At 64.5% G+C, this 22068-nt stretch carries 17 protein-coding genes and 2 pseudogenes; 10 read left to right on the top strand and 9 right to left on the bottom strand.

Translation table 11 applies throughout. From position 1 onward, the window contains the following. Window positions 1-537 precede the first annotated feature (537 nt). The 9 genes and pseudogenes from CSZ94_RS06055 (at window position 538) to CSZ94_RS06015 (ending at window position 10794) form a co-directional block, all read left to right on the top strand. On the top strand, window positions 538-1800 hold the full coding sequence (locus tag CSZ94_RS06055; RefSeq protein WP_258000801.1) for an ABC transporter substrate-binding protein: 1263 nt from the start codon (window positions 538-540) through the stop codon (window positions 1798-1800). Window positions 1801-1881: 81 nt separating this feature from the next. Further along, window positions 1882-2772: a carbohydrate ABC transporter permease gene (locus CSZ94_RS06050; RefSeq protein WP_102120676.1), complete on the top strand. Its 891-nt coding sequence runs from the start codon at window positions 1882-1884 to the stop codon at window positions 2770-2772. Next, a pseudogene (locus tag CSZ94_RS06045) lies at window positions 2760-3587 on the top strand (carbohydrate ABC transporter permease). The gene CSZ94_RS06050 and the pseudogene CSZ94_RS06045 overlap by 13 nt, the downstream one beginning before the upstream one ends. Before the next feature lie 11 nt (window positions 3588-3598). Beyond that, window positions 3599-4639, top strand: coding sequence for an NAD(P)-dependent alcohol dehydrogenase (locus CSZ94_RS06040; RefSeq protein WP_102120675.1), 1041 nt, complete (start codon window positions 3599-3601; stop codon window positions 4637-4639). A gap of 2 nt (window positions 4640-4641) precedes the next feature. Next, window positions 4642-5727, top strand: a pseudogene (locus tag CSZ94_RS06035) (ABC transporter ATP-binding protein); the annotation flags it as partial. 62 nt (window positions 5728-5789) lie between these two features. Further along, on the top strand, window positions 5790-6668 hold the full coding sequence (locus CSZ94_RS06030; RefSeq protein ID WP_102120673.1) for an AraC family transcriptional regulator: 879 nt from the start codon (window positions 5790-5792) through the stop codon (window positions 6666-6668). 32 nt (window positions 6669-6700) lie between these two features. After that, window positions 6701-8176: a xylulokinase gene (xylB, locus tag CSZ94_RS06025; protein WP_102120672.1), complete on the top strand. Its 1476-nt coding sequence runs from the start codon at window positions 6701-6703 to the stop codon at window positions 8174-8176. 152 nt (window positions 8177-8328) lie between these two features. Continuing rightward, window positions 8329-8811 (top strand): hypothetical protein, encoded by a 483-nt coding sequence (locus tag CSZ94_RS06020; protein WP_374703561.1) that lies wholly within the window; start codon window positions 8329-8331, stop codon window positions 8809-8811. A 168-nt stretch (window positions 8812-8979) separates the two neighbouring features. Then, window positions 8980-10794 (top strand): putative bifunctional diguanylate cyclase/phosphodiesterase, encoded by a 1815-nt coding sequence (locus CSZ94_RS06015; RefSeq protein ID WP_102120671.1) that lies wholly within the window; start codon window positions 8980-8982, stop codon window positions 10792-10794. Here CSZ94_RS06015 and CSZ94_RS06010 read toward each other — a convergent pair. From CSZ94_RS06010 to CSZ94_RS27545, 8 genes are all read right to left on the bottom strand, one after another. After that, window positions 10785-13229, bottom strand: coding sequence for a TonB-dependent siderophore receptor (locus CSZ94_RS06010; RefSeq protein ID WP_102120670.1), 2445 nt, complete (start codon window positions 13227-13229; stop codon window positions 10785-10787). The genes CSZ94_RS06015 and CSZ94_RS06010 overlap by 10 nt on opposite strands. A 77-nt stretch (window positions 13230-13306) precedes the next feature. Next, window positions 13307-14260, bottom strand: coding sequence for a FecR domain-containing protein (locus CSZ94_RS06005; protein WP_102120669.1), 954 nt, complete (start codon window positions 14258-14260; stop codon window positions 13307-13309). Then, window positions 14257-14799, bottom strand: a complete 543-nt coding sequence (locus CSZ94_RS06000) for a sigma-70 family RNA polymerase sigma factor (protein ID WP_102120668.1) — start codon at window positions 14797-14799, stop codon at window positions 14257-14259. The genes CSZ94_RS06005 and CSZ94_RS06000 overlap by 4 nt, the downstream gene beginning before the upstream one ends. Before the next feature lie 11 nt (window positions 14800-14810). Then, window positions 14811-15164, bottom strand: coding sequence for a DUF3325 domain-containing protein (locus CSZ94_RS05995; RefSeq protein WP_258000803.1), 354 nt, complete (start codon window positions 15162-15164; stop codon window positions 14811-14813). Then, window positions 15164-16786: a PepSY-associated TM helix domain-containing protein gene (locus tag CSZ94_RS05990; protein ID WP_102120667.1), complete on the bottom strand. Its 1623-nt coding sequence runs from the start codon at window positions 16784-16786 to the stop codon at window positions 15164-15166. The genes CSZ94_RS05995 and CSZ94_RS05990 overlap by 1 nt, the downstream gene beginning before the upstream one ends. Further along, a complete protein-coding gene (locus CSZ94_RS05985; protein WP_102120684.1) occupies window positions 16783-17094 on the bottom strand; it encodes a DUF3649 domain-containing protein in 312 nt (103 codons plus the stop codon). The genes CSZ94_RS05990 and CSZ94_RS05985 overlap by 4 nt, the downstream gene beginning before the upstream one ends. Window positions 17095-17132: 38 nt before the next feature. Continuing rightward, a complete protein-coding gene (locus tag CSZ94_RS05980) occupies window positions 17133-17879 on the bottom strand; it encodes a DUF4198 domain-containing protein (protein WP_102120666.1) in 747 nt (248 codons plus the stop codon). 52 nt (window positions 17880-17931) lie between these two features. Then, a complete protein-coding gene (locus CSZ94_RS27545) occupies window positions 17932-18084 on the bottom strand; it encodes a TonB-dependent receptor (protein WP_146009745.1) in 153 nt (50 codons plus the stop codon). A 698-nt stretch (window positions 18085-18782) separates the two neighbouring features. On the opposite strand from CSZ94_RS27545, the gene CSZ94_RS05975 reads away from it, so the two are divergent. Beyond that, window positions 18783-20414 (top strand): alpha-D-glucose phosphate-specific phosphoglucomutase, encoded by a 1632-nt coding sequence (locus CSZ94_RS05975; protein WP_102120665.1) that lies wholly within the window; start codon window positions 18783-18785, stop codon window positions 20412-20414. Window positions 20415-20481: 67 nt separating this feature from the next. Here the strand turns inward: CSZ94_RS05975 and CSZ94_RS05970 are convergent, their stop codons facing one another. Beyond that, window positions 20482-22056, bottom strand: coding sequence for a POT-type proton-dependent oligopeptide transporter (locus CSZ94_RS05970; RefSeq protein WP_102120664.1), 1575 nt, complete (start codon window positions 22054-22056; stop codon window positions 20482-20484). Between the last annotated feature and the right edge of the window lie 12 nt (window positions 22057-22068).

Genomic DNA, 22068 nt, shown 5'->3' with positions numbered 1-22068 from the left:
ACAAACCACGTTCACTTTCGCCGCTTACAACCTGACGCGCATGGCGACGATCTTTGGCTGGCGTTTATCGGCGGTGGTTGGATAACTCCGTCCATAGAGTACGGAAAGCGCTAAAAAATGTCAAAAAACGGCCTGAAAAGTGGCTGAAAACTGCTTTTTAGGCAAAATGCGGCTTCCAGCCCGAAAAATTCGCATGTCTGGCGACAAAATCCGAAGGACTGGGGTCCTTTTTCAACACCCTGCTAGGTCAACCATCGCGTAGCACAGTGATGGCACTGGTTAAAAGGGGAAATCCTGGGCCAGAGTTGTTGGTTCGAACACAGGCGTTGCAGCAGGATATCTTGTTTGAAGTGTGAATCCTCGGACGAAATAGGACATCCTGGCTCTTGGCAATCCGCCTGCAGGCGAGGGATGGCTGAAAAAAAGTATTTAGAAAGCCGCGCCTTTTGTAGTGGTGATGCGCGGTCTTTGTTTTTATAGTTTGCTTACCGGTGGAAGACCACCGGACTATAAAAATGGAGACGTGTTATGAAAATCATGACTGCTGTTGCATGGGGTGCCCTCATGTCCGCCGGGATTGCCGACGCCTCGGCGCAAAGCTGCTCGGTGCCCGTCCTCAAGGTGCTGGCGCAAAAGAGCCTGGGCCTGACGGTGATGGAAAAGACTCTGGCCGAGTATGAAAAGAAAAGCGGCACCAAGGTGCAAATCAGCTATTTCGGCGAGAACGACCGCCGCTCCAAGGCCCGCCTCGACGCTTCCACCAAGGCCGGTTCCTACCAGATCTATTACATCGACGAAGCCAACGTGGCCGAATTTGCCACGGCCGGCTGGGTCGTCCCCCTCCTCAAATATCTGCCCAAGGAGGCTGACTACGACGACTTCCTGCCGGGCCGCCGCGCTGTCGCCTCGTACAAGGGCGTGGCGTATTTCGCGCCCCTGATCGGCGGCAGCGATTTCCTGTTCTACCGCCGCGACCTGCTGGAAAAGGCCGGCATCGGCGTGCCGAAGACGCTCGACGAACTGGTCGCCGCCGTCAAGAAACTGAATAATCCGCCGAATGTGTATGGCTGGGCGGCGCGCGGCCAGCGCGGCTCGGGCATGAACGTCTGGCGCTGGGCGCCGTTCATGCTGGCCGCTGGCGGCAAATGGGAAAAGGATGGTGTACCGACCTTCAATTCGCCGCAGGCCGTCAAGGCCACCACCCTGTACCGCGACCTGTTCAAGTACTCGCCGCCGGGCGGCGCCACCTACGACTGGAGCAATGCGCTCGAAGCGTTCAGGTCGGGCAAGGTGGCCTTCATGATCGAGTCGACGCCATTTGCCGACTGGATGGAAGACCCGAAAAAATCCTCGGTGGTCGACAAGGTCGGCTATGTGCGGCCGCCCGCGCCGCTGGCGTCGGCCGCCTACGGCCACGGCCTGGCCATTTCCGCCACGGGCGCCAAGGATGAATGCACGCGCCAGGCGGCTGGCAAGTTCATCGCCTGGGCCACGGGCAAGGAACAGGAGCAGGCGCGCCTGAAGGACAATGTCTTCAGCGACTACAACCGCAGCAGCACCATCAACAGCGACTACTTCCGCAAGCACGTCAAGCCGCAGATCCAGGCGGGCCTGACGGACACCACGCCCGTCTCGCGCGTCACCATCTGGCCTAGCCCGGAATGGCCGGACATCGGCGACAACCTGGGCGTCGTGCTGGAAGAGGTGTTTACGGGCACGCGCGGCGACGTGCAGGGCGCGCTCGACGAAGCCAACGAGTACGCCACCGAAGTGATGCAACGGGCACAGAAAAGAAAGTAGTCCGCATGCCGTTTGGTCGCCGCCCGCCAGGGTGGCGGCCAGCTCCCCTGTGCCTGACAGTCCGTTGCGAGAGTCTCCCTTATGCCGCATACCATCCGCAAGAAACGCCACACCTGGCTGCCGGCCGTGTTCCTGACGCTGCCGCTGCTGGTCCTGCTGATACTGGGCCTGGTGACCAGCATCGCCGCCATCAACCTGGCCCTGCAAAACCGCGTGCTGCGCTACAGCGACAGCGACTACGTCGGCTTTGCCAACTTTATCCGCCTGTTCGGCGACCGCCGCTTCATCAATGCCGTGCAAGTGTCGGCCATCTGGGAGGTGGTTACCGTGGCCGGCTCGCTGCTCGTCGGCGTGCTGCTGGCCGTGTTCCTGTTCGAGAAGGTCAAGGGCCGCACGCGCGATCTTCTCGCGCTGCTGCTGATCGTGCCCGTGCTGCTGCCGCGCGTGTCGGCAGCCTTCATCTGGAAGTTCATGTATTCGCCACTGATGGGCATCCTCAACTGGATGCTCGAATGTGTGGGCCTGGGCGGCACGGCCTTGTTGTCCGATCCCGCCACAGCCCTGTACGCAGTGGCCTTGGTCGACATCTGGCAGTGGGGCCTGTTCTTCGGCGCCGTCATCCTGAAGCTGCTGGAAACCCTGCCAGCCGAACCGCTGGAAGCGGCGCGCCTCGACTACGCCAGCACGATACAGGTGTATGCCTACATCGCGCTGCCGATGCTGAAGGTGCCCATCATGAGCCTCGTGTTCATCAAAATGGTTGAGTCGCTGCGCTCTTTCGACCTGATTTACGTGATGACCAAGGGTGGCCCCGGCATTTCCACGGAAACCCTGGACATGTATGCGTATGCGCAAGGCATCGGCCTGATGGGCAAGGTGTCGTACGCATCCAGCATGGCCGTGCTGATGATGCTGGCCACGACTGTCATCTTCACCTTACTTTGGAAACGGGTCGCCAAATGGGAAAATTAACTGTTCGGCGCGGCGTCGACCATGCCGCCACCACCGCCATTACCACCGTCATTGTCCTGGTGGCACTGTTCCCCATCCTGTGGGCCGTGCTCAATTCCTTCAAGGAGCTGATGGACATCGTCACGCCCGTGCCGCGCATTTTCTTCAGCCCGACACTGGCCAACTACCAGCAGGTGCTGGCCAGCCCGGAAGTGCTGACGGGATTGGGCAACAGCGTGGCCATCGTCGGCGTGGCGGTGTTGCTGGGCGCCGTGCTGGGCGTGCCGGCCGCGTATGCGATCGCCCGCTATCCGATTCCGGCCAAGAAGGATATCCAGTTCTTCCTGCTGTCCTTGCGTTTTTTGCCGCCCGTGGCCGTCGCCATTCCATTGATCTCGATCTGGATTGACCTGGGCCTGTACGACTCGCGCCTGTCGATGGTGGTGACGTATCTGCTGGTGACCCTGTCAACCATCATCTGGCTGTCGATTCCCGCCTTTGCGCGCATCCCGAAGGAGATCGAGGAAGCGGCCGCGCTCGATGGCTAGGGCCCTTACCAGGTGTTCTGGCACGTGGCCCTGCCGGTGGCCTCGAAAACCCTGATGGGCGGCATCGTCTTCAGCTTCGTGCTGGTCTGGAATGAACTGATGATCGCGCTGGCGCTCACCTCGTCGAAAAGCATGACCCTGCCCGTGGTGGCGTCGGCCTTTACTTCGATGGGCCAGGAAGTGCCGTGGGGTGTGGTGAACGCCTCCACCGTGCTGCTGGCCCTGCCGCCGCTGCTGTTCGTCGGCATCCTGGGACGCCTGCTCAACTCCATGCTTAAACATAAATAAGGTAGACTATCATGCAAGCACTCGTACTGGAACAAGCGCATTCCATCACCTTGCGCGACATCGACGTGCCACTCGCCGTCGGCCCGCGCGACGTGAAAATCAAGATCCACACGGTGGGTATCTGCGGCAGCGATGTGCACTATTTCAAGCACGGCAAGATCGGTCACTTCGCTGTCGAAGCGCCGATGGTGCTCGGTCACGAAGCGTCCGGCGTGGTGGCGGAAGTGGGAGATGAGGTGATGCACCTGAAGGTCGGCGACCGCGTCTGCATGGAGCCAGGCGTGCCGCAGTTCGATTCGCCGGCCACCATGCGCGGCCTGTACAACCTCGATCCGGCCGTGCGCTTCTGGGCCACGCCGCCCATCCACGGCTGCCTCACGCCGTATGTCGTGCACCCGGCCTCGTTCACCTTCAAACTGCCCGATAACGTCAGCTTCGGCGAAGGCGCCATCGTCGAGCCGCTGGCCATCGGCTTGCAGGCGGCGAAGAAGGCGGCTATCAAGCCGGGCGACGTGGCGGTGGTGATCGGCGCCGGCACCATCGGCGCCATGAATGCGCTGGCCGCACTGGCGGGCGGCTGCTCGCGCGTGATCCTGGCCGACCTGGTGCCGGAAAAACTGGCGCTGTTCGCCGGCAATCCAGCCGTGACCACGGTCGACGTGCGCCACGCCAGCCTGGCCGACACCGTGCGCGAACTGACGGATGGCTGGGACGCCGACATCGTTTTTGAGGCCAGCGGCAGCATGCGCGCCTACGACAACATCATCGACCTGCTATGCCCGAACGGCTGCCTGGTGCTGGTCGGCATGCCACCCGAGAACGTCCCTTTCGATATCGTTGCCATCCAGGCCAAGGAAGTGCGCATCGAGTCGGTTTTCCGCTACGCGAACATCTTCCCGCGCGCTATCGCCTTGCTGGCCTCGGGCAAGATCGACGTGAAACCCTTCATATCGCGCACCTTCGACTTCGCCGATGGCGTGCGGGCGTTCGAGGAAGCGGCCAAGGGCCATCCGCGCGACGTCAAGATCCAAATTGAACTGGCAGGGGAATAATCATGGCAAATATCGCCTGCAGGCAGCTGCACAAGACTTACGACCAGAAGACGGCGGTGCTGCAGCCGTTCGACCTGGAGATAGACGACGGTGAATTCATCGTCCTGCTGGGGCCATCGGGCTGCGGCAAATCCACTCTGCTGCGCATGATCGCAGGACTGGAAGACATCAGCGGCGGCGAGTTGCTGATCGGCGGGGCCGTCGTCAACGACTTGCCGCCGCGCGCGCGCAATGTGGCGATGGTCTTCCAGAACTACGCGCTGTACCCGCACATGACGGTGTACGACAATATCGCCTTCGGCCTGCGCCGCCTGAAGGTGCCGAACGACGAGATCGAGCGCCGCGTGCGCGAGGTGGCGGCCATCCTCAGCCTGGACAGCCTGCTTGAGCGCAAGCCGCGCGCCATGTCGGGCGGCCAGCAGCAGCGCACGGCCATCGCGCGCGCCATGATCAAGACACCGCAGGTATTCCTGTTCGACGAACCGCTGTCGAACCTGGACGCCAAGCTGCGCGCGCAGCTGCGCGCCGACATCAAGCGATTGCACCGTCGCCTGCGCACGACTACTTTGTACGTGACGCATGACCAGCTCGAAGCGATGACGCTGGCCGACCGGGTGGTGCTGATGAAGGGCGGGCATATTGAGCAGATCGGCACGCCGGCGGAACTGTACAACCATCCGCGCACCTTGTTCGCGGCCGGCTTCATCGGCACGCCGGCCATGAACTTCATCGATGGCGTCGTCGAGATCGAGGGCGGCCAAACGGTGCTTGTGTGCGCGGGTTATCGCTGGCCATTGGTTTCCTCCCGCTACGCGGCGCTGCAGGCGGGCACGCGCGTGGTCTTCGGCCTGCGTCCGAACCACTTGCGCGCGGCGTTGCCGGAGGCGCAGCCAGGCACGCATGGCCTGGCGTGCGTGATCGACCTGGTCGAGCTGCTGGGCGCGGAAGCGCTGATCAGCTTCCAGTGCGGCGCCTTGAGCCTGGCGGCCCTGCTGCCGGCGAACGCGGCCAACAGCGTGGCGCAGGTAGGCCAGACCCTGGCGCTGGCCTTCGACGAAGAACACATGCATCTGTTCGACGCCGAGACCGAACTGGCTCTGGCGGTAAGTGGTTAGAATAAGAACCGCCGAGACCGTGCAAGGGAACTGCCGTGACGCCTGACCTGGAACTGATCCACAAACCGATACACGAATCATTTCGCGCGTGGGCGCACGGCTATCCGCATGTCGTGGCGAAATGGCATTTTCACCCGGAGTACGAGCTGCACATCATCACCACATCGACGGGAAAATTTTTTGTCGGCGACCATATCGGCAGTTATGCGCCGGGCAACCTGGTGCTGACGGGGCCGAATTTGCCGCACAACTGGGTCAGCGAACTGGCCGAGGGCGTGACCTTGCCGGCGCGCGACCTGGTGTTGCAGTTTTCCAGCGACTTCGTTGAGCGCTGCGCGTTGCTGTTCCCGGAAATGGCGCCGCTGAAGACCCTGCTGGGCGAAGCGGGCAGGGGCTTGCAGTTTCCCGATGCGCTGGGCTTGCGCCTGGCGCCGCTGCTGCAGGAGCTGACGACGGCGCAGGGGCCGCGCCGGGTGGAACTGTTCGCGCGCCTGTTCGGCGACCTGTGCGACTGCCGCGAACGGCGCCCGCTGGCCAGCGTCACCTACCTGGCGCAGGCGGGACGCTACATGTCCTCGACCATCAACCTGGTGCTCGCCTACATCAAGCAGAACATCACCCTGGATTTCTGCGAGCAGGACGTGGCCGACGTGGCGGAGATGAATACGCTGAAATTTACGCGTTTCTTCCGCAAGCACACGGGCACCTCCTTCATCCATTACGTCAACCAGGAACGCATCGCGCTCGCTTGCGAGCTGCTGATGAACACGGACATGAAGGTCACCGATATCTGCTACCGCACCGGCTTTAACAATCTCTCCAATTTCAACCGCCAGTTCCTGGCCCACAAGCAGATGTCGCCGTCGAAATTCCGCTCCTGCCTGCACATGAATATGCCGGAGTCGTTTTCCTGACCGCCCGTTTTTACTTTTTTTATGGAACCATCGTGACATATCTCGGTATCGATATCGGCACTTCCGAAGTCAAGGCCATCCTCACCGATGACGCCCAAGCCATCCTCGCCAGCGCCGGCGTGACCCTGCGCGTCTCCAGTGCCCATCCCGGCTGGTCGGAACAGAATCCCGAAGACTGGTGGCACGCCACGCTGGACGTCATCGCCGCCATCCGGGCCGCGCAGCCGCTGGCGTTTTCCGGCTTGCGCGGCATCGCGCTGTCGGGCCAGATGCATGGCGCCACCCTGCTCGACAAGCAGCAGCACGTGCTGCGCGCGGCCATCCTGTGGAATGACACGCGCGCGTTTGCCGAATGCGTGGAACTTGAGGCGCTGGTGCCGGAGTCGCGCGCCATCACGGGCAACCAGGCCATGCCGGGTTTCACGGCACCCAAGTTGTTGTGGCTGCAAAAGTACGAGCCATCGCTGTTCCGCGCCACGGCCAAGGTCTTGCTGCCCAAGGATTACGTGGCCCTGCGCCTGACGGGCGAGTACGTTTCCGACATGTCCGACGCTTCCGGCACCCTGTGGCTGGACGTGGCCAAACGCGACTGGTCCGAACGCATGCTGGCGGCCACCGGTTTGACGCGCGAACACATGCCGCGCCTGGTCGAAGGTAGCGCCATCGCCGCGCAGGTGCGCCCGGCCCTGTGCCAGGAATGGGGTATCGCGCACCCGGTCGTGCTGGCCGGGGGCGCGGGCGATAATGCCGCTGCCGCCGTGGGCCTGGGCGTGGTGGAAGCGGGCGCCGGCCTGCTGTCGCTGGGGACTTCGGGCGTGCTGTTCGCCGGCAGCGATGGCTTCGCGCCCAATCCGGGCCAGGGCGTGCATGCATTCTGCCATTGCCTGCCCGAGCGCTGGCACCAGATGAGCGTGATCCTCAGCGCCGCGTCCAGCCTCGCCTGGGTGGCGCAACTGACGCAAGCTAGCGACATCGGCGCATTGGTATCGCTGGCGGAAAACGTCGAAGCGCGTACGGCGCCCATCTTTTTGCCCTACCTGAGCGGCGAGCGTACTCCGCATAACGATGCCACGGCGCGCGGGGTATTTTTCGGCTTGTCGACGGAACACGGGCGCGCGGAACTGGCCTACAGCGTGATGGAAGGCGTGGCCTTTGCCATGGCTGACGGCAATGCGGCCCTGCGCAGCGCCGGTACGCAGTTGCGCGAAGCGTCGTTCGTGGGCGGTGGCTCGCGTAGCCGTTTCTGGGCGCAGCTGTGCGCAAATGCCTCCGGCTTGAACGTGCTGCGGCACGACCACGGCGTGGCTGGCGGCACCCTCGGTGCGGCGCGCCTGGCGCAGATGGCGGTGACAGGCTTGTCGCCCGCGCAGGTGTGCACGCGCCCGCCCGTGCAGGAAACGATCGCGCCGCAGGCGTCCGCCATGCTGGACGAGCGGCTGGCGCGCTACCGGCGTTTATACCCGCTGCTGCGCGAAGAGTTCGCGGGCGCGGCTGCGGCGGCGCGCTAGGGCTGCCAACAAGATTGCCGGCCCGACTATGCTGCGAGCCCGGCAATATGGACAGACAGTCAAGCTACCCGTGTAATTTTTTGTTTGTATGTTGAAAGTGTTTCTCTAGCGAAAGCGCCGCTTGGTTTTTCACGGCGCGCGCTGCGCCGGGCGTGAGCTACCTGGCGGCGCTGCAAAAATATGACGGCGCGCACGCCGACACCGCGCACCGCAGCGCCAGCATCGCCATGCTGGCCGACAGCGATCGCGATGAAATCGGCGACCTGCTGCGTGCCTTGAAGGCGATGAGCGGCAACCTGGACCTGTCTTCGCGCACGGAGGACGTCGACGTCATCGCCGTCATCGACGGCATTGTCTTCCAGACGATTATCCTGGCCCTGAATGCGGCCGTGGAAATCAAGCAGCTGATCGGCGAATCCGTGCGCACGGTGGAAGAGGGCCGCGTGCTGGCCGGCCAGGCGGGGCGCACGATGGATGGCGTGACGCAGCAGAATGCGGCGCTGGTGGAGCAGGCCGCAGCCGCCGCAGATGCACTGCAGCAGCAGGCAGCCAGCCTGGCAGACGCCGTCAGCATCTTCAAGCTGCACGCCGTGCCCGGCGTGGCCGCGCCGGCCCGGAGACTGTCGCTGACCTGACGCAGGCTTGCCCCGCGCCGCTTGATGCCAGTCAAGCGGCGCCCGATCAGGCAAAAAGTCCGGCGAAATTCTTATACTATTTCCTTTCCGCATGGATGTGGGCCCGGCCGCATGGCGCGCGTTGCAAAGGAAAACCATGTTCTTCACTTTCCGTCTGCAGGCTGACGCATGACGGCGCTGCTGCTGGCGCTGTGCCTGACCTTGGCCATGGTGCTCAGCGTGCTGCTGGCCTGCCAGTGGCATGCGGCGCGCATGTGGCGCCTGCGCCAGGCGGGCGGCGTGGTGCCGCAGGCGGCGCAGGCGCAGCATATGGCAGATGCGCTGGCGCTGCTGCATGCCTTGCCGGCGGCCGTCATCGGCACCGACCACGATGGCGTGGTGCAGTACCTGAATCCCCGCGCCAGCGCCATGGGTGGCTTGCTGGGTGACGCTGCTCTGGGCCGGCCCGTGACGCAGCTGTTGCCGCTGTTCCATGACGGCACGCCCATCGATGCGGCGCACCAGGTGCGCGACTGCGTGGCGCGGCAGGAAGTGCTGGAGGTGGCGCGCGGCGCCGTGCTGCTGCGCCATCTCGACGGTAAGCGCATCGACGTGCAGTACAGCTGCGCGCCGCTGGCGCAGGGCGGTGCGGTGCTGCTGCTGCACGATGTATCGGCGCGCCGGCGCGCCGAGCAGCAGCTGGAATTCATCGCCCACCACGATGGCCTGACGGGGCTGCCGAACCGGCTGCACTTCCAGATCCGCTTCGAGCACGGCATCGCCTACGCGCGCCGCCACCAGGGCTTGCTGGCCGTGCTGTTCGTCGACATCGACCGCTTCAAATCCATCAACGACAGCCTGGGGCACGACGTGGGCGACCAGGTGCTGACGGAGTTCGCGCGCCGGGTGCAGCAGTGCGTGCGCAAGGTCGATACTGTGGCGCGCCAGGGCGGCGATGAATTCATCATCCTGCTGACGGAACTGCGCACGGCGCACGATGCCGAGCGGGTGGCCGAAAAAATCGTCGCCGCCATCGCCGCCCCCTTCGTTATCGGCGAATACAGCCTGTCGGTGGCGGCCAGCGTGGGCGTGGCCCTGTACCCGGACGATGACGACGACGTCAATGCGCTGATCGAAAAGGCCGACCTGGCCATGTATGCGGCCAAGCGCCACGCGCCGGGCACTTGTTTGCGCTACGCCGCGCGCATGCAGACGCAGTCGTATTCGCGCACCATCCTCGAGACGGCCCTGCGCCATGCGCTCGAACGCAACGAATTCGCCCTCTTCTACCAGCCGCGCATGGACCTGAAGACGCGCAGGATCACGGGCGTAAAGGCGCTGCTGCGCTGGAAGCACCCGGAACTGGGTCTGATGATGCCGCTCGATTTTTTGCCGGTGCTGGAGGAAAGCGCGCTGATCCTGCCGGTGGGCGCCTGGGTGCTGGCCACGGCGGTGGAACAGGCGCGCAGCTGGATCGCGCAGGGGCAGATGCTGACGGTGTCCGTCAGCCTGTCGGCGCGCCAGTTCTACCAGCGCGATATCGCGCGCAATTTTGCCGCCGCGTTGGAGGCGGCCGGCGTGCCGGGCCACTGCATCGAGCTGGAAATCGCCGCCGGCATCCTGATCGACCGCAGCCAGAACTGCGAACTGATATTGCGCCAGTTCCGTCAGCTGGGCATGGCGATTGCCATCAGCAATTTCGGCACGGGCGATGCTTCGCTCAATTACCTGAAACACTTTCCCACGGATGCCGTGAAGATCGAAAAGTGCTTCGTCGACGACCTGGGCAAGCCCGGTGGCGACAGCGCCATGGTGCGCGCCATCGTGGCGATGGCGCGCACGCTCGGACTGCGTACCATCGCCGGCGGCGTGGAAAGCGGCGAGCAGCTGGAACTGCTGGCCGAGATGGGTTGCGACGAGGCGTTTGGCTACTACCTGGGCCGTGCCATGGCGCCCGAGGGCATCGAGGTGCTGCTCAAAAGTAGTGAAGTCATTCAGAACTGATAGCGCAGCGACAGCATGACGTTGCGCGGATCGCCGTAGTAGCCGCCCATGCCCGTCGAATAGTACCTCTTGTCGAAGACGTTATTCACGTTCAGGGTCGCCACCAGTTGCGCACTGACCGGGTACTGCGCCATCAGCCCGGCCACCGCATACGCCTTCTGCGTGAAGCGTTCGCCATGCGGTCCGCGGTCATCCATGTAGATATCGCTCTGCCAGTTCACGCCGCCGCCCAGCACCAGGCCAGGCATGCCCTGCGCCAGGCGCCAGGTGGTCCACAGCTTGGCCATGGCCTGCGGCTGGCTGGTCTGGATGCGCGCGCCAGCGGCGTTGCGGATGCGGCTATAGGCATAGCTGGCCGTCAGTTGCCAGTCGGGACGCAGCTGGCCCGATACTTCCGCTTCGACGCCGCGCGTGGTGGCGCCCTTGACCGTATGGTAGGCGTAGGAACCGCCGCCCGTGCCGATGATCCAGACATTGCCCGGGTCGGCTTCGGCCAGGTTCTCCTGTTTTAGCTGGAAGACTGCGGCGCTGGTGGTAAGCTTGCCGTCGAAGAATTCGCCCTTCGCGCCCACTTCGTAGTTCTTGCCTTCCAGCGGCGCCAGGAAGCGGCTGTTGACGTCGCGCTGGCTTTGCGGCGTGAAGATGCTGGTGTAGCTGGCGTAGGCCGACCAGTGCCGGCCCAGGTCGTAGACGAGGCCTGCATACGGCGTGATCTTGCCGTTTTCGCGCATGGCGTCGTACAGGTCCGTGTCGTTGGCATAATCGCTGCGGATGTCGCGCTTCCAGTACGATAGGCGCGCGCCGAGGATCACCGACAGCGCGTCCGTCGGGCGCAGGCGCAGGGTCGAATACAGGCCGCTTTCGCGTTCCTTGTCGTAGGAACTGCCCAGGCGCGTGCCACTGTAGTCGGGCACCGGCATATCGCCATTCCAGTGGTTGATGTCGGGCACCGTGTCGTGGTAGCCATCGAGGCGCCAGCCCGGATAGATGGGGCTATTTGTCTTGAGTTCAGAGGCGCTCACGCCCAGCACCAGTTCGTGCTTGCGGCCGAAGGCCTGGAACGGGCCGCTGATATAGGCGTCAAGCGAGGTCTGTTGCGGCTTGCTGTGCCAGTTGGCCAGCCACAGCTGCATGCCGCCGCCCGTCACGCGGTCCGGGTAACCGTTGCCGGAAAAGCCCTGCAAGGCGTCGTACCGGTTGCTGCTGCGGCTGACGGCCAGCTTGGCGATCCAGTCGTTGTCGAAATAATGGTCGAGCGTGGCGAACAGCATGCTCTGTTCGCGCTCGTACGTGCTCCAGGCGGCCGTGCCGTTCATCGAGCGGGGGAAGCGGGTCTGCGAGCCGTCGGCATAGAACATGGGGAAGTCGCGGCCCGCGCCTTTCAGCTTTTCCTTCTGGTAGTTGATGCCGGCGCTGAGCACTGTCGATGGCGTCAGGTCCGCTTCGACGATGGCGTACAGCACGTCTTTTTTTTGCTGGTAGCGGTCGATGAACGAGCGCTGGTCTTCATGCGCGGCGACGAGGCGCGCGCGCACCTTGCCGTCCGCCGTCAAGGGCGTCGAGAGATCGCCTTCGATGCGGTAGCGGTCCCATGATCCCAGCTGCGCGCCGGCGGTGGCGGCAAAGCTGCGGCCCGGACGCTTGCGCACCAGGTTGACGGCCGCCGACGGGCTGCCCGTGCCGCTGATCAGGCCCGTCGCGCCGCGGATGATCTCGACGCGGTCGTAGATGGCCATGTCGTAGGTGCGCGCTTCCAGATTCTTGCTGGTCGGGATGCCATCGAACATGTATGACGTTACTTCAAATCCCCGTGAAAACACCTGGTCGTATTCGCGCGTGCTCGACGAATGGTCGACCGTGATGCCGGGTGCCTGCAGCAGCGCGTCTTGCAACGTGCGCAAACCCTGGTCGTCGATCTGCTGGCGCGTGATGACGCTGACGGCTTGCGGCGTTTCGCGCAGCGACAGGTTCAAGCGTGTGGCGCTGGTCAGGCCCGCGTAGCCACGCTTGCCTTCCGTGGTGCCGTCGCGCAGTGCGCTGGAACTGACGGCCACTTCGCCCAGGGTGGCGGTAATCGGCGCGGCAGGCGATGCGGCGACCGCCTTGCGCAGCACGTAGTTGCGTTCCCCGCTGGGCAGCGCATCGAGGCCCGTGCCGGCCAGCAAACGGGCCAGTGCCTGCGGCACCGTGTAGCTGCCGCTCAAACCTGGCGTGCGCACGCCCTGCAGCAGTTCGGCCGCCGCGCCCACGCTCACCTTCGCCTCGATGGCAAAGCTGGCGATGGCGGCGGACAGCTCGCCAGCCGGCACGTTGAAGGCCGTTTGCGCGGCGGGCGGCGCGGTGGGCAGTTCTGCCGCCATGGCCGGCGCCTGTGCCAGCAGGATCACAGCGCTGCCGATGGCGCGCGCGAGGGGAGTCAAACGAGGTGGATACATGGTCTGGCCTTTTTGGTGAGTGTCGTTGTAGTACTCATAGGACAGGCCATGCCGAAAAAAAGGGCCACTTTTGTAAACTATTTTTTTCGGGCCGCGAGGGTGACCCAGTATTGGCTGCGGTACAGCACATCGACGGGCAGCATGTGCGTCAGGTTTGCCAGCACGGCGTCCGTGTCGTCGAGCTGGAAGGCGCCCGTCAGGCGCAAGCCCGCCACTTGCGCTTCCACGCGCAGCAGGCCGGGGCGGTAGCGTGACAATTCGGCAGCGAAGGCATCGAGGCGCATGTCCTGCGCCGTCAGCATGCCGCGCGCCCACGCATCGGCTTGCAGCGGCGCAGGCATGGGCAGGCCGGCGTGGCTGGCGTCGAAGCGGCTTTGCTGGCCCGTTGCCACCGTGCGCACGGTGGCCGACGGTGCGCGCGGCGTGATTTCCACCGCGTGTTCGAGCACCGTCACGCGGCTGCTGTCGTCGTCGACGCGTACGGTGAAGCGCGTGCCCAGCGCGCGGATGCGGCCATGGCAGGTGGCGACGATGAAGGGGCGGCTGCCCGCGTGGTCGGGGCGCGTCTGTATCAGTACTTCGCCGCGACGCAGCGTCAGCAAACGTTCATCGGCGTCATACGCCACATCGACGGCGCTGTCTGTGTTGAGCACCAGCGTGCCGCCATCGGGCAAGGACACCTCGCGCCGTTCGCCCACGCCGCTGCGGTAGTCGGCCAGCATCTCGTGGCGCACCAGCAGCCAGGCGGCGGGCGCCGCCATCAGCGCCAGCAGCACCTGCATGGCCACGCGGCGTTGCGGCCGGCGCAGTACGGGCACGGCCAGCGAGGGCGGCAGCAGGCCGGCCGTCTTGCTCACTTGCTGTACCTTGTGCCAGGCGCGCGCGTGTTCCGGGTCGAGCGCACGCCACTGGGCCGACGCCGCCAGGTCATCCGGTGTGGCGCGGCCCGACTGCTCCAGCAAATACCATTCCACGGCCTGGCGCGCCACCTTGCGCGACAGCGGAGGAGATGGCGCAGCAGCGGCGCTCATGCCGGCAAGTCCGGCGCCAGCAGCACGCATTCGGTCAGCGCCTCGGCCATGTAGCGCTTCACGGAGCGCTCGCCGATGCCCAGTTGCGCGGCGATGTCGGCATACGCATGGCCTTCGATCTGCGCCAGGATGAAGACGGCGCGCACCTTCGGTTTCAGGCCGTCGAGCATGGCGTCGACCGCTTGCAACGCTTGCAGGATTTGCGCGCGCTGTTCGGTCGATGGTACATGCTGTTCGGGCAGGGCTGCCAGCGCGTCCAGCCATGCGCGTTCCAGCGACTGGCGGCGCAAATGATTGATCAGCAAATGCTTGGCGACGGTGGCCAGGTAAGCCTTGGGCGCGCGCAGGGCTGGCGTTTGCGGCTGTGCGGGGGCACCGGCCAGCAGGCGGATGAAAGTGTCCTGCATCAGGTCGGCCGCTTCGGCAGCATTGCCCAGGCGCCGCTGCAGCCAGTGCGCCAGCCAGCCGTGATGCGTGCGGTAATGGCTTTCCAGCTGCGTGGGCAGCAGGGGGGAGGGTGCGAACGGACTGCCTGGCATGGCCACGGTAGCTACAGCACTGCCAGCGCGAGGGCTGCCAGCACGGCCGCGCCGCCGATGACGCGCGCCAGGCGCATGGCCTCGTGGGGCGCGTAGGGCAGCAGCCAGATCAGCAGCAAGCCGCAGCCCGTCAGGCTGCCGACCCAGTAGACCAGGCCATAGCCGCCGCCGGCGATGTGCATGGCCCAGGCCAGGGCGGCCGCCAGCGCCAGCCAGCCGCCCCACTGCAGGCGACGGCGCAGGGGTGCGGGCGATTCGGCGCCGCGTCCATGCAGGTCCGCGTAGTGGCGGTCCATGGCCAGGCACAGCGACGACAGGCCCGCATAGCACAGGGCAAAGACGAGGAAATTGGCCATCAGCTCCATCACGCGGCCTCCATCGTCGTCGCCGGCTTGGCGGCGGGTGTGGTTTTGGCTGCCTTCACGGGCAGCGGTTTTAACTTGCACGCGGCATACGCCAGGCCCAGGCCCAGCACCAGCACCACCAGGTCGAAAGCGGCCACCGCCACGGGGCCGCGGCCCAGGAACAGGGTCACGCCCAGGTGCGACTCGGTGGTGACGACGTTCAGCACGGGCAGGGACGCCAGCAGGAAGGCGCCGACGGCCAGTTGCATGCGCCACATGGCGCGCGAGGGGCGCAGCTGGGCGATGAGGGCGGCCAGGGCCCAGGCACCGAAGAAGCAGGCGATTTCTTCCTTCGGCCGGTCTTCCATCGTCACCGATAGCAGGCGGTTGGCCCAGAAATAGGCGCCGAAGGCGATCGGGATGCCGGCGATGGCGCCGATATTGAGCGCTTCCACCAGGCGCAGGCCGAAGCTGGCGCGCTTGCCGGCGGCCAGCGCCTTGGCTTGCTTCTGGCGCGTCTTGACGGCCCACAGCAGGGCGCCCGTGGCCACCATGGCGCAGCCGGCCAGACCGGACAGGAAGAACAGCGCGCGCAGCAGCGGCCCTCCGAAGTGCGCGATGTGCAGGCCGACCATCACGCCATGCGTGGCGGCAGCGCCGGGCAGTGCGTCGCCATCGGTCGACAGCAGCTTGCCGCTGACGCCATCGAATTCCATCGATGGCTGCTTCGACGACATGTCGCGTCCGGACGTGCGCGACAGCGTCACGGTGGCGTGGGCGTCGCCCGGGTGATTCACGGAGATGCGCTCGACCTTGCCGCCCCATTGCTGCTCGGCCTGGCGCACGAGGGGCGCCAGTGGCGTCAGCGGCGCGGCCACGCCGGCCGGCTTGCTGTCGCCCGAGCGGCCGGGAAACGCTTCAGCGAAGAAGGCATCCTGGTCGCCCTTGTAGGCGGCAGTGGCGCCGGACGGCATGTACAGGAACATCAAGGTGACCAGGCCCGTGTAGGTGATCATGATGTGGTAGGGCAGGGCCAGCACGGCCGTCACGTTGTGCGCGTCGAGCCACGAGCGCTGGCCCTTCTTTGGCCGGAAGGTAAACAGGTCCTTGAAGATGCGCTTGTGCGTGACGATGCCGCTGATGATGGAGACGAACATGAACATGGCGCAAAAACCCACGATCCAGCGGGCCCAGATGGCCGGCATGTAATGCAGGTCGAAATGCAGGCGGTAGAGGAATTCGCCGCCCCGCGTTTCGCGCGGCTTCGATAGCACCTCGCCCGTGGCCGGGTCGGCTGCTTCGCTATGGAAGTTGCCGCGCCGGCCGCGTTTCTTTTCGCCCGGTTGCGACGGCTTGCTCCAGCCCAGTTGCGTGGCGGGATTGCGCTCGCCGGGCAGGCTGATGAACCAGCGCGTGGCGCCCTTGGCCCGCTCCTGCATCGCCTGTTGCGCGACCTTAACCGCTTCGTCCGTCGTCACCTTGCTGGCGGCGGCGCCATGCAGTTCGGGTTGCATCCACAGGGTGATTTCATTGCGGTAGTAGCTGGCCGTGCCGGCGCAAAACACCAGCAGCAAGATCCAGCAGACGAGCAGGCCTGACCAGGTGTGTAGCCATGCCATCGACTGGCGGAAACCTTCTTTCATGCGAGACTCCAGGATAGTGCGTCCATCCACTGCAGGATGGCGGCGATGACGGCGGCGGGGATCAACAGGCCCAGCCAGGCGCGCAGGGCGCTGCGCGTGGCGAAGACCCACATCACGGCGCAGGTGTAGATGGCAAACGACAACAGGGTGGCCGTCATGACGGCTTCGGAACGTGCCAAGGGCAGGCTCACCGACAGCAGCATGGTGAGCAGCGCTGCCAGCACGTAGCCGCCAACGATGGCCGCCACGCTGCGCGACGCCACGCCGAGGCGGTAGAGCGCGCCTGCTGAGAGGCGCAGACGGGCCATTTTTTCAGTGGTTTCACTGTTCGCGTGCGCTGGCATGGTCAGTCGTGATCCTTGCTCGGTGGCAGGGCCGGGCCGGCCGGCAGCGGCGTCACGCCTTGCGGCTGCACGAGGCTCAGGGTGGTCACGAACATGGCCTTGTCATAGGCTTGCGCACCACGCTGGCCGGCCGTCTTGTCCGTGTGCTGCACTTCCAGTACATAGCTTCCCTTCCATGGCAGCGGGAAGCTGACCAGGCCTTGCGCATCGCTCCACGCTTCCTTGCCCCAGCCCGATTGCACCACGGCGTTGACCTTGGCCTGCGCCAGCGGCTTGCCCTGATAGCTGACCTGGAATTGGCCGGGTTTGCCGGTCGGCACCAGGTCCAGCGTCAGCGCGGGTGTTTGCGCCTTGCCGTCGGCGATCAGGCGCGCGGCCGGGACCCACACGGTGCGCGTGCTCTTGCCATCTTTTTTTTCTTCCCATGACGGGTAGTTGTCTTCCTCGACGATGATGCTTTCGCCGGCGCCCGCCTTGCCATTCAGGATGTACGCGCCGGCCGTCTTGCTCGCCTGCAGTGGCTTGCTGCCGGATGGCGAAATCCACGTCACGCGCTCGATGCTGAACTTGTCCAGCAGGCCGGGCGACGCTTCGCGCAAGTTGTCGCCGAATTCGCCGAAATACACGCTGGCCGCCTTGCCGTCCTGCTGCAGCCAGATCTGGTGCGCGATGGCCGAGCCAGAAGCGAGGGCCGCGCCCAGCAGGGCGGTGGCAAGGGCGCCGAGGCGAGCGATGGAAGTGATGTGCATGGTGTATCCCTTATCTTTTTATGTGAATGGAAAAGCGGCCGGCATCGGTGCATCAGTACTGGGAATGCAGGTTCAGCGCCAGGTTGCGCGGTTCGCCGTAATAGCCGTCGTTATAGAAGCCCAGGCGGCGGAAATACGTCTTGTCGAACAGCTTGTTGACATTCAGGCCGGCCGACAGTTTCGGGCTGATCTGGTAGCGCGCCATCAGATTGGCCAGCGCATGCCAGCACCTCTGCCAGGCTGTTCAAGCCCATGTCATCCATGCGCTGGCGCGTCGCGACCGAGAGCGATTGCGGCGTTTCGCGGGTAGACAGGCCCATGCGCGTGGCCGTGCCCATCTGTTTTGCCGTATAGGAACCCGTGTGCTCGGTCGATGCTTTGTCTTGCTGGCCCAGCACCTTGATTTCGCTCAAGCTGGTTTCAGCGCGCGTGGCCGGCGCCTGCGCTGCCACGACCGCAACGCTCCCCAGTGCTGTCGTCAGCAATGCCGAATGTGCGGCAGCGACCAGCGGCCGCAGGGTGATGTTGCCAACATGCGGGGAAAACGGGCCGGCAACCATGCCGGCCAACGAACGTGCTCGCACCATGAAGCATCCTTCTTTTCGTGTGCCTTCCGTCGTGCGGTGGGCGTGTTTGGCATGGGAGGCTTGCTTGGCGGTGGTGCCTGGCTGGCGCAGCGTGTCATCCAGCCGCGCATCAGTCAGGCGACTGTGCGCAGACTCTGGTGGGAGTCCAAATGTGAATGAGAACCATTCTTATTATAGTTCGTACTTGTGAGACATGCAAGAGTAAGGTGCTGCACTGCTGCAGCCAGCTTAAGCGGCTTGGCGCACCGTGGCAGGCGTACAACGCTTTGTTGCTGGTCCCGCATGCGCTACCATGGGAAGTTAATATGGAGGCAATATGGCTACTCAAATCATCAATACGGCGCCGATACCTGGTCAGCGGCCCGGCACCTCGGGCTTGCGCAAGAAGGTGGCTGTCTTCAGTGCACCGCAATACCTGGAAAACTTCGTGCAGAGCGTTTTTGACACGCTTGGCGATTGCCGTGGCCAGACCCTCGTGCTGGGCGGTGATGGCCGCTTTTACAACCGCACGGCCATCCAGACGGTGCTGCGCATGGCGGCCGCGCACGGCTACGCGCGCGTGCTGCTGGGGCAGGGCGGCATCCTGTCGACGCCGGCCGTCAGCTGCGTGATCCGCAAGCATGGCGCCAGCGGCGGCATCATCCTGTCGGCCAGCCATAACCCGGGTGGCCCCGATGGCGATTTCGGCATCAAGTACAACATCGCCAATGGCGGCCCGGCGCCTGAAAAGATCACCGAAGCCATGTTTGCGCGCACGCAAACGATCAGCGAATATCGCATCAGCGACGCGGCCGACATCGACCTCGATGCCCTGGGTACTGTGCACATCGAGCAGATGACGGTGGAAGTGATCGATCCGGTTTTTGACTACGCTGAGCTGATGCAGCAGCTGTTCGACTTCGACGCGATCCGCGCCCTGTTTGCAGGCGGCCTGCGCATCTGCTTTGACGGCATGCACGCCGTTTCCGGCCCGTATGCGACGGCCATCCTGGAAGGCATGCTGGGCGCACCCAAGGGCAGCGTCATCAACGGCGTGCCCCTGGAAGACTTCGGCGGCGGCCACCCCGACCCGAACCCCGTCAACGCGCAGGAATTGATCGCCATCATGGCCGCTGAGGATGCCCCCGACTTCGGCGCCGCCTCGGATGGCGACGGCGACCGTAACATGATCGTCGGCCGGCGCTTCGACGTCACGCCGTCGGACAGCCTGGCCATCCTGGCTGCCAACGCCGGCGTGGCGCCCGGCTACCGTGAGGGCTTGAAGGGCATCGCCCGTTCCATGCCGACGTCGGGTGCGGCCGACAGGGTCGCTGCGGCGCTGGGCATCCCGTGCTACGAGACGCCGACGGGTTGGAAATTCTTCGGCACCCTGCTCGACGCCGGCATGGCCACCCTGTGCGGCGAGGAAAGCTACGGCACGGGCTCGAACCACGTGCGCGAAAAGGATGGCCTGTGGGCCGTCTTGTTCTGGCTCAACCTGCTGGCAGAGAAAAAACAATCGGTGGAAGACATCGTGCGCGCGCACTGGGCCACGTATGGCCGCAACTACTATTCGCGCCACGATTACGAAGACATCGACAGCGCCGCCGCGGCGCAGCTGATGGAAGCCGTGCGCGGCCAGCTGGCCGCCTTGCCGGGCCAGGTGTTCGCTGGCTACACGGTGGCGCTGGCCGACGATTTCAGCTACACGGACCCCGTCGATGGTTCCGTGGCGACGCAGCAGGGCATCCGCATCATCATGACGGATGGCGCGCGCGTCGTGCTGCGCCTGTCAGGCACGGGCACCGAGGGCGCCACCCTGCGCCTGTACCTGGAGCGCTATGAGGCCGATCCGGCGCAACATGGCATCCCGACCCAGGAGGCGCTGGCGGGACTGATCGCCGTGGCCGAGCAACTGGCGCAGATCCGCGCACGCACGGGGCGCGATGCGCCGACGGTGACGACCTGACAAGGACAGGCAAAAAAAAGTGCCCACGATGTTCTGTGGGCGCTCTTCATTTCAGCTTACTTGTACATCATGCCTTGCCCGGCACGGCGGCCTGGCGGTAGTTGTCGACCATCTTGTAGTTGCGTGCATACAGGCCGAAGGCCAGCATGGCGACGGCGGCAAAGGCGGCGAAGAAGAACATCTGGAAGGCCGTCACACTGATGCCGCTTTGGCCGATCTTGCTGATCACGCCTTCGTTCATCACGCTCTTGTTGACGATCAGTACCCACAGGTTGCCCACCGTGGTCGACAGATTCCAGAAGCTCATGATGGCGCCCTTCATCGATGCCGGCGCCTGGCTGTAGGCAAACTCCAGGCCCGTGGCCGACACCAGTACTTCGCCCAGGGTCAGCAGCGCGTAGGGCAGGATCTGCCAGAAGATCGATACGGAGTTACCGCTGTCGAGTGCCAGTTGCAGCATACCGATGACGATCCACGACAGCGAGGAAAAGCCGATGCCGGCCGTCATGCGGCGCAACGCCGTCGGCTGCCAGCCAAAGCGCTGCAGACTCGGGTACAGCACCAGGTTATTGAACGGGATCAGCAGCATTACCAGCAACGGGTTGAGCGCCTGCATCTGCGATGGCAGGAAGCCTTCCGGCTTGGTCATCGATTCGGCCTGCACGATCCAGGTCGAGGCCTTCTGGTCGAACAGCGAGAAGAAGGGCGTGACGAGGGCGAAGATGACGAGGATGCGCAGGACCGAGCGCACGCCTTCGACGGCATCATCCGGGTGGATGCCGCGCGCGCGTTCCAGCTGCATGGCCGTGCCGATGCTGCCGAAGGCCAGCAGCAAGACCAGCGCGGTACATGCTGCAATCACGAAGCCCCATTCGGGAATGCTGTAGAACGCATACAGGGCGCCGATCACGCCGACGTAGGCTACATACAGGCCGGGGCGCGAACCGCCGTCGACACGGGCCAGCAGGGCCGTGCGGGCCACGCGGGTAAATGAGTCGGGATTCGGCGGCGCCGGCGGCACGTGCACGTATTTCTTGGCGCCCATCCAGAAGACCATGGTGGCGGCCAACATCATCAGGCCGGGGATGCCGAAAGCGATCGACGGACCGTAATCGCGCAGGAACATCGGCATCAGCCAAGACGCGAAGAAGGAGCCGAAGTTGATGATCCAGTAAAACAGCTCGAAGACCAGCTTGGCCTTGTGCTTGTTGGTCTGGTCGAACTGGTCGCCGACGAACGAGGCGACAAGGGGCTTGATGCCGCCGGAGCCGAAGGCGATCAGGAACAGGCCGAAATAGAAGCCCTTGACATTGTTCTCGAAAATGGCCAGCGAGGCATGCCCGGCGCAATACACGAGGCTGAGCCAGAAGATGGTGTTGTATTTGCCAAAGAAGCGGTCGGCCAGCCAGCCGCCCAGCAGCGGGAAGAAATACACGCCGATGACGAAGGTGTGGAACACGTGCTTGGCTTCGCCCGTGCGCTGCTCGGCCGGAAGCTGCAGCAACAGGGTGCTGATCAGGAAAACGGTCAGGATATTGCGCATGCCATAAAAGCTGAAGCGTTCGCAGCCTTCGTTGGCAATGATGTACGGTATTTGCCGGGGCATTTTGCCCGTGGCGGTTTGTGTCTCGGCCGATGACATTGGCTCTCCCCA

Origin of the sequence: Janthinobacterium sp. ROICE36 (assembly GCF_002869965.1) — a bacterium.
Lineage (GTDB): Bacteria > Pseudomonadota > Gammaproteobacteria > Burkholderiales > Burkholderiaceae_D > Janthinobacterium.
This window is presented reverse-complemented; position numbering and strand designations above follow the sequence as displayed.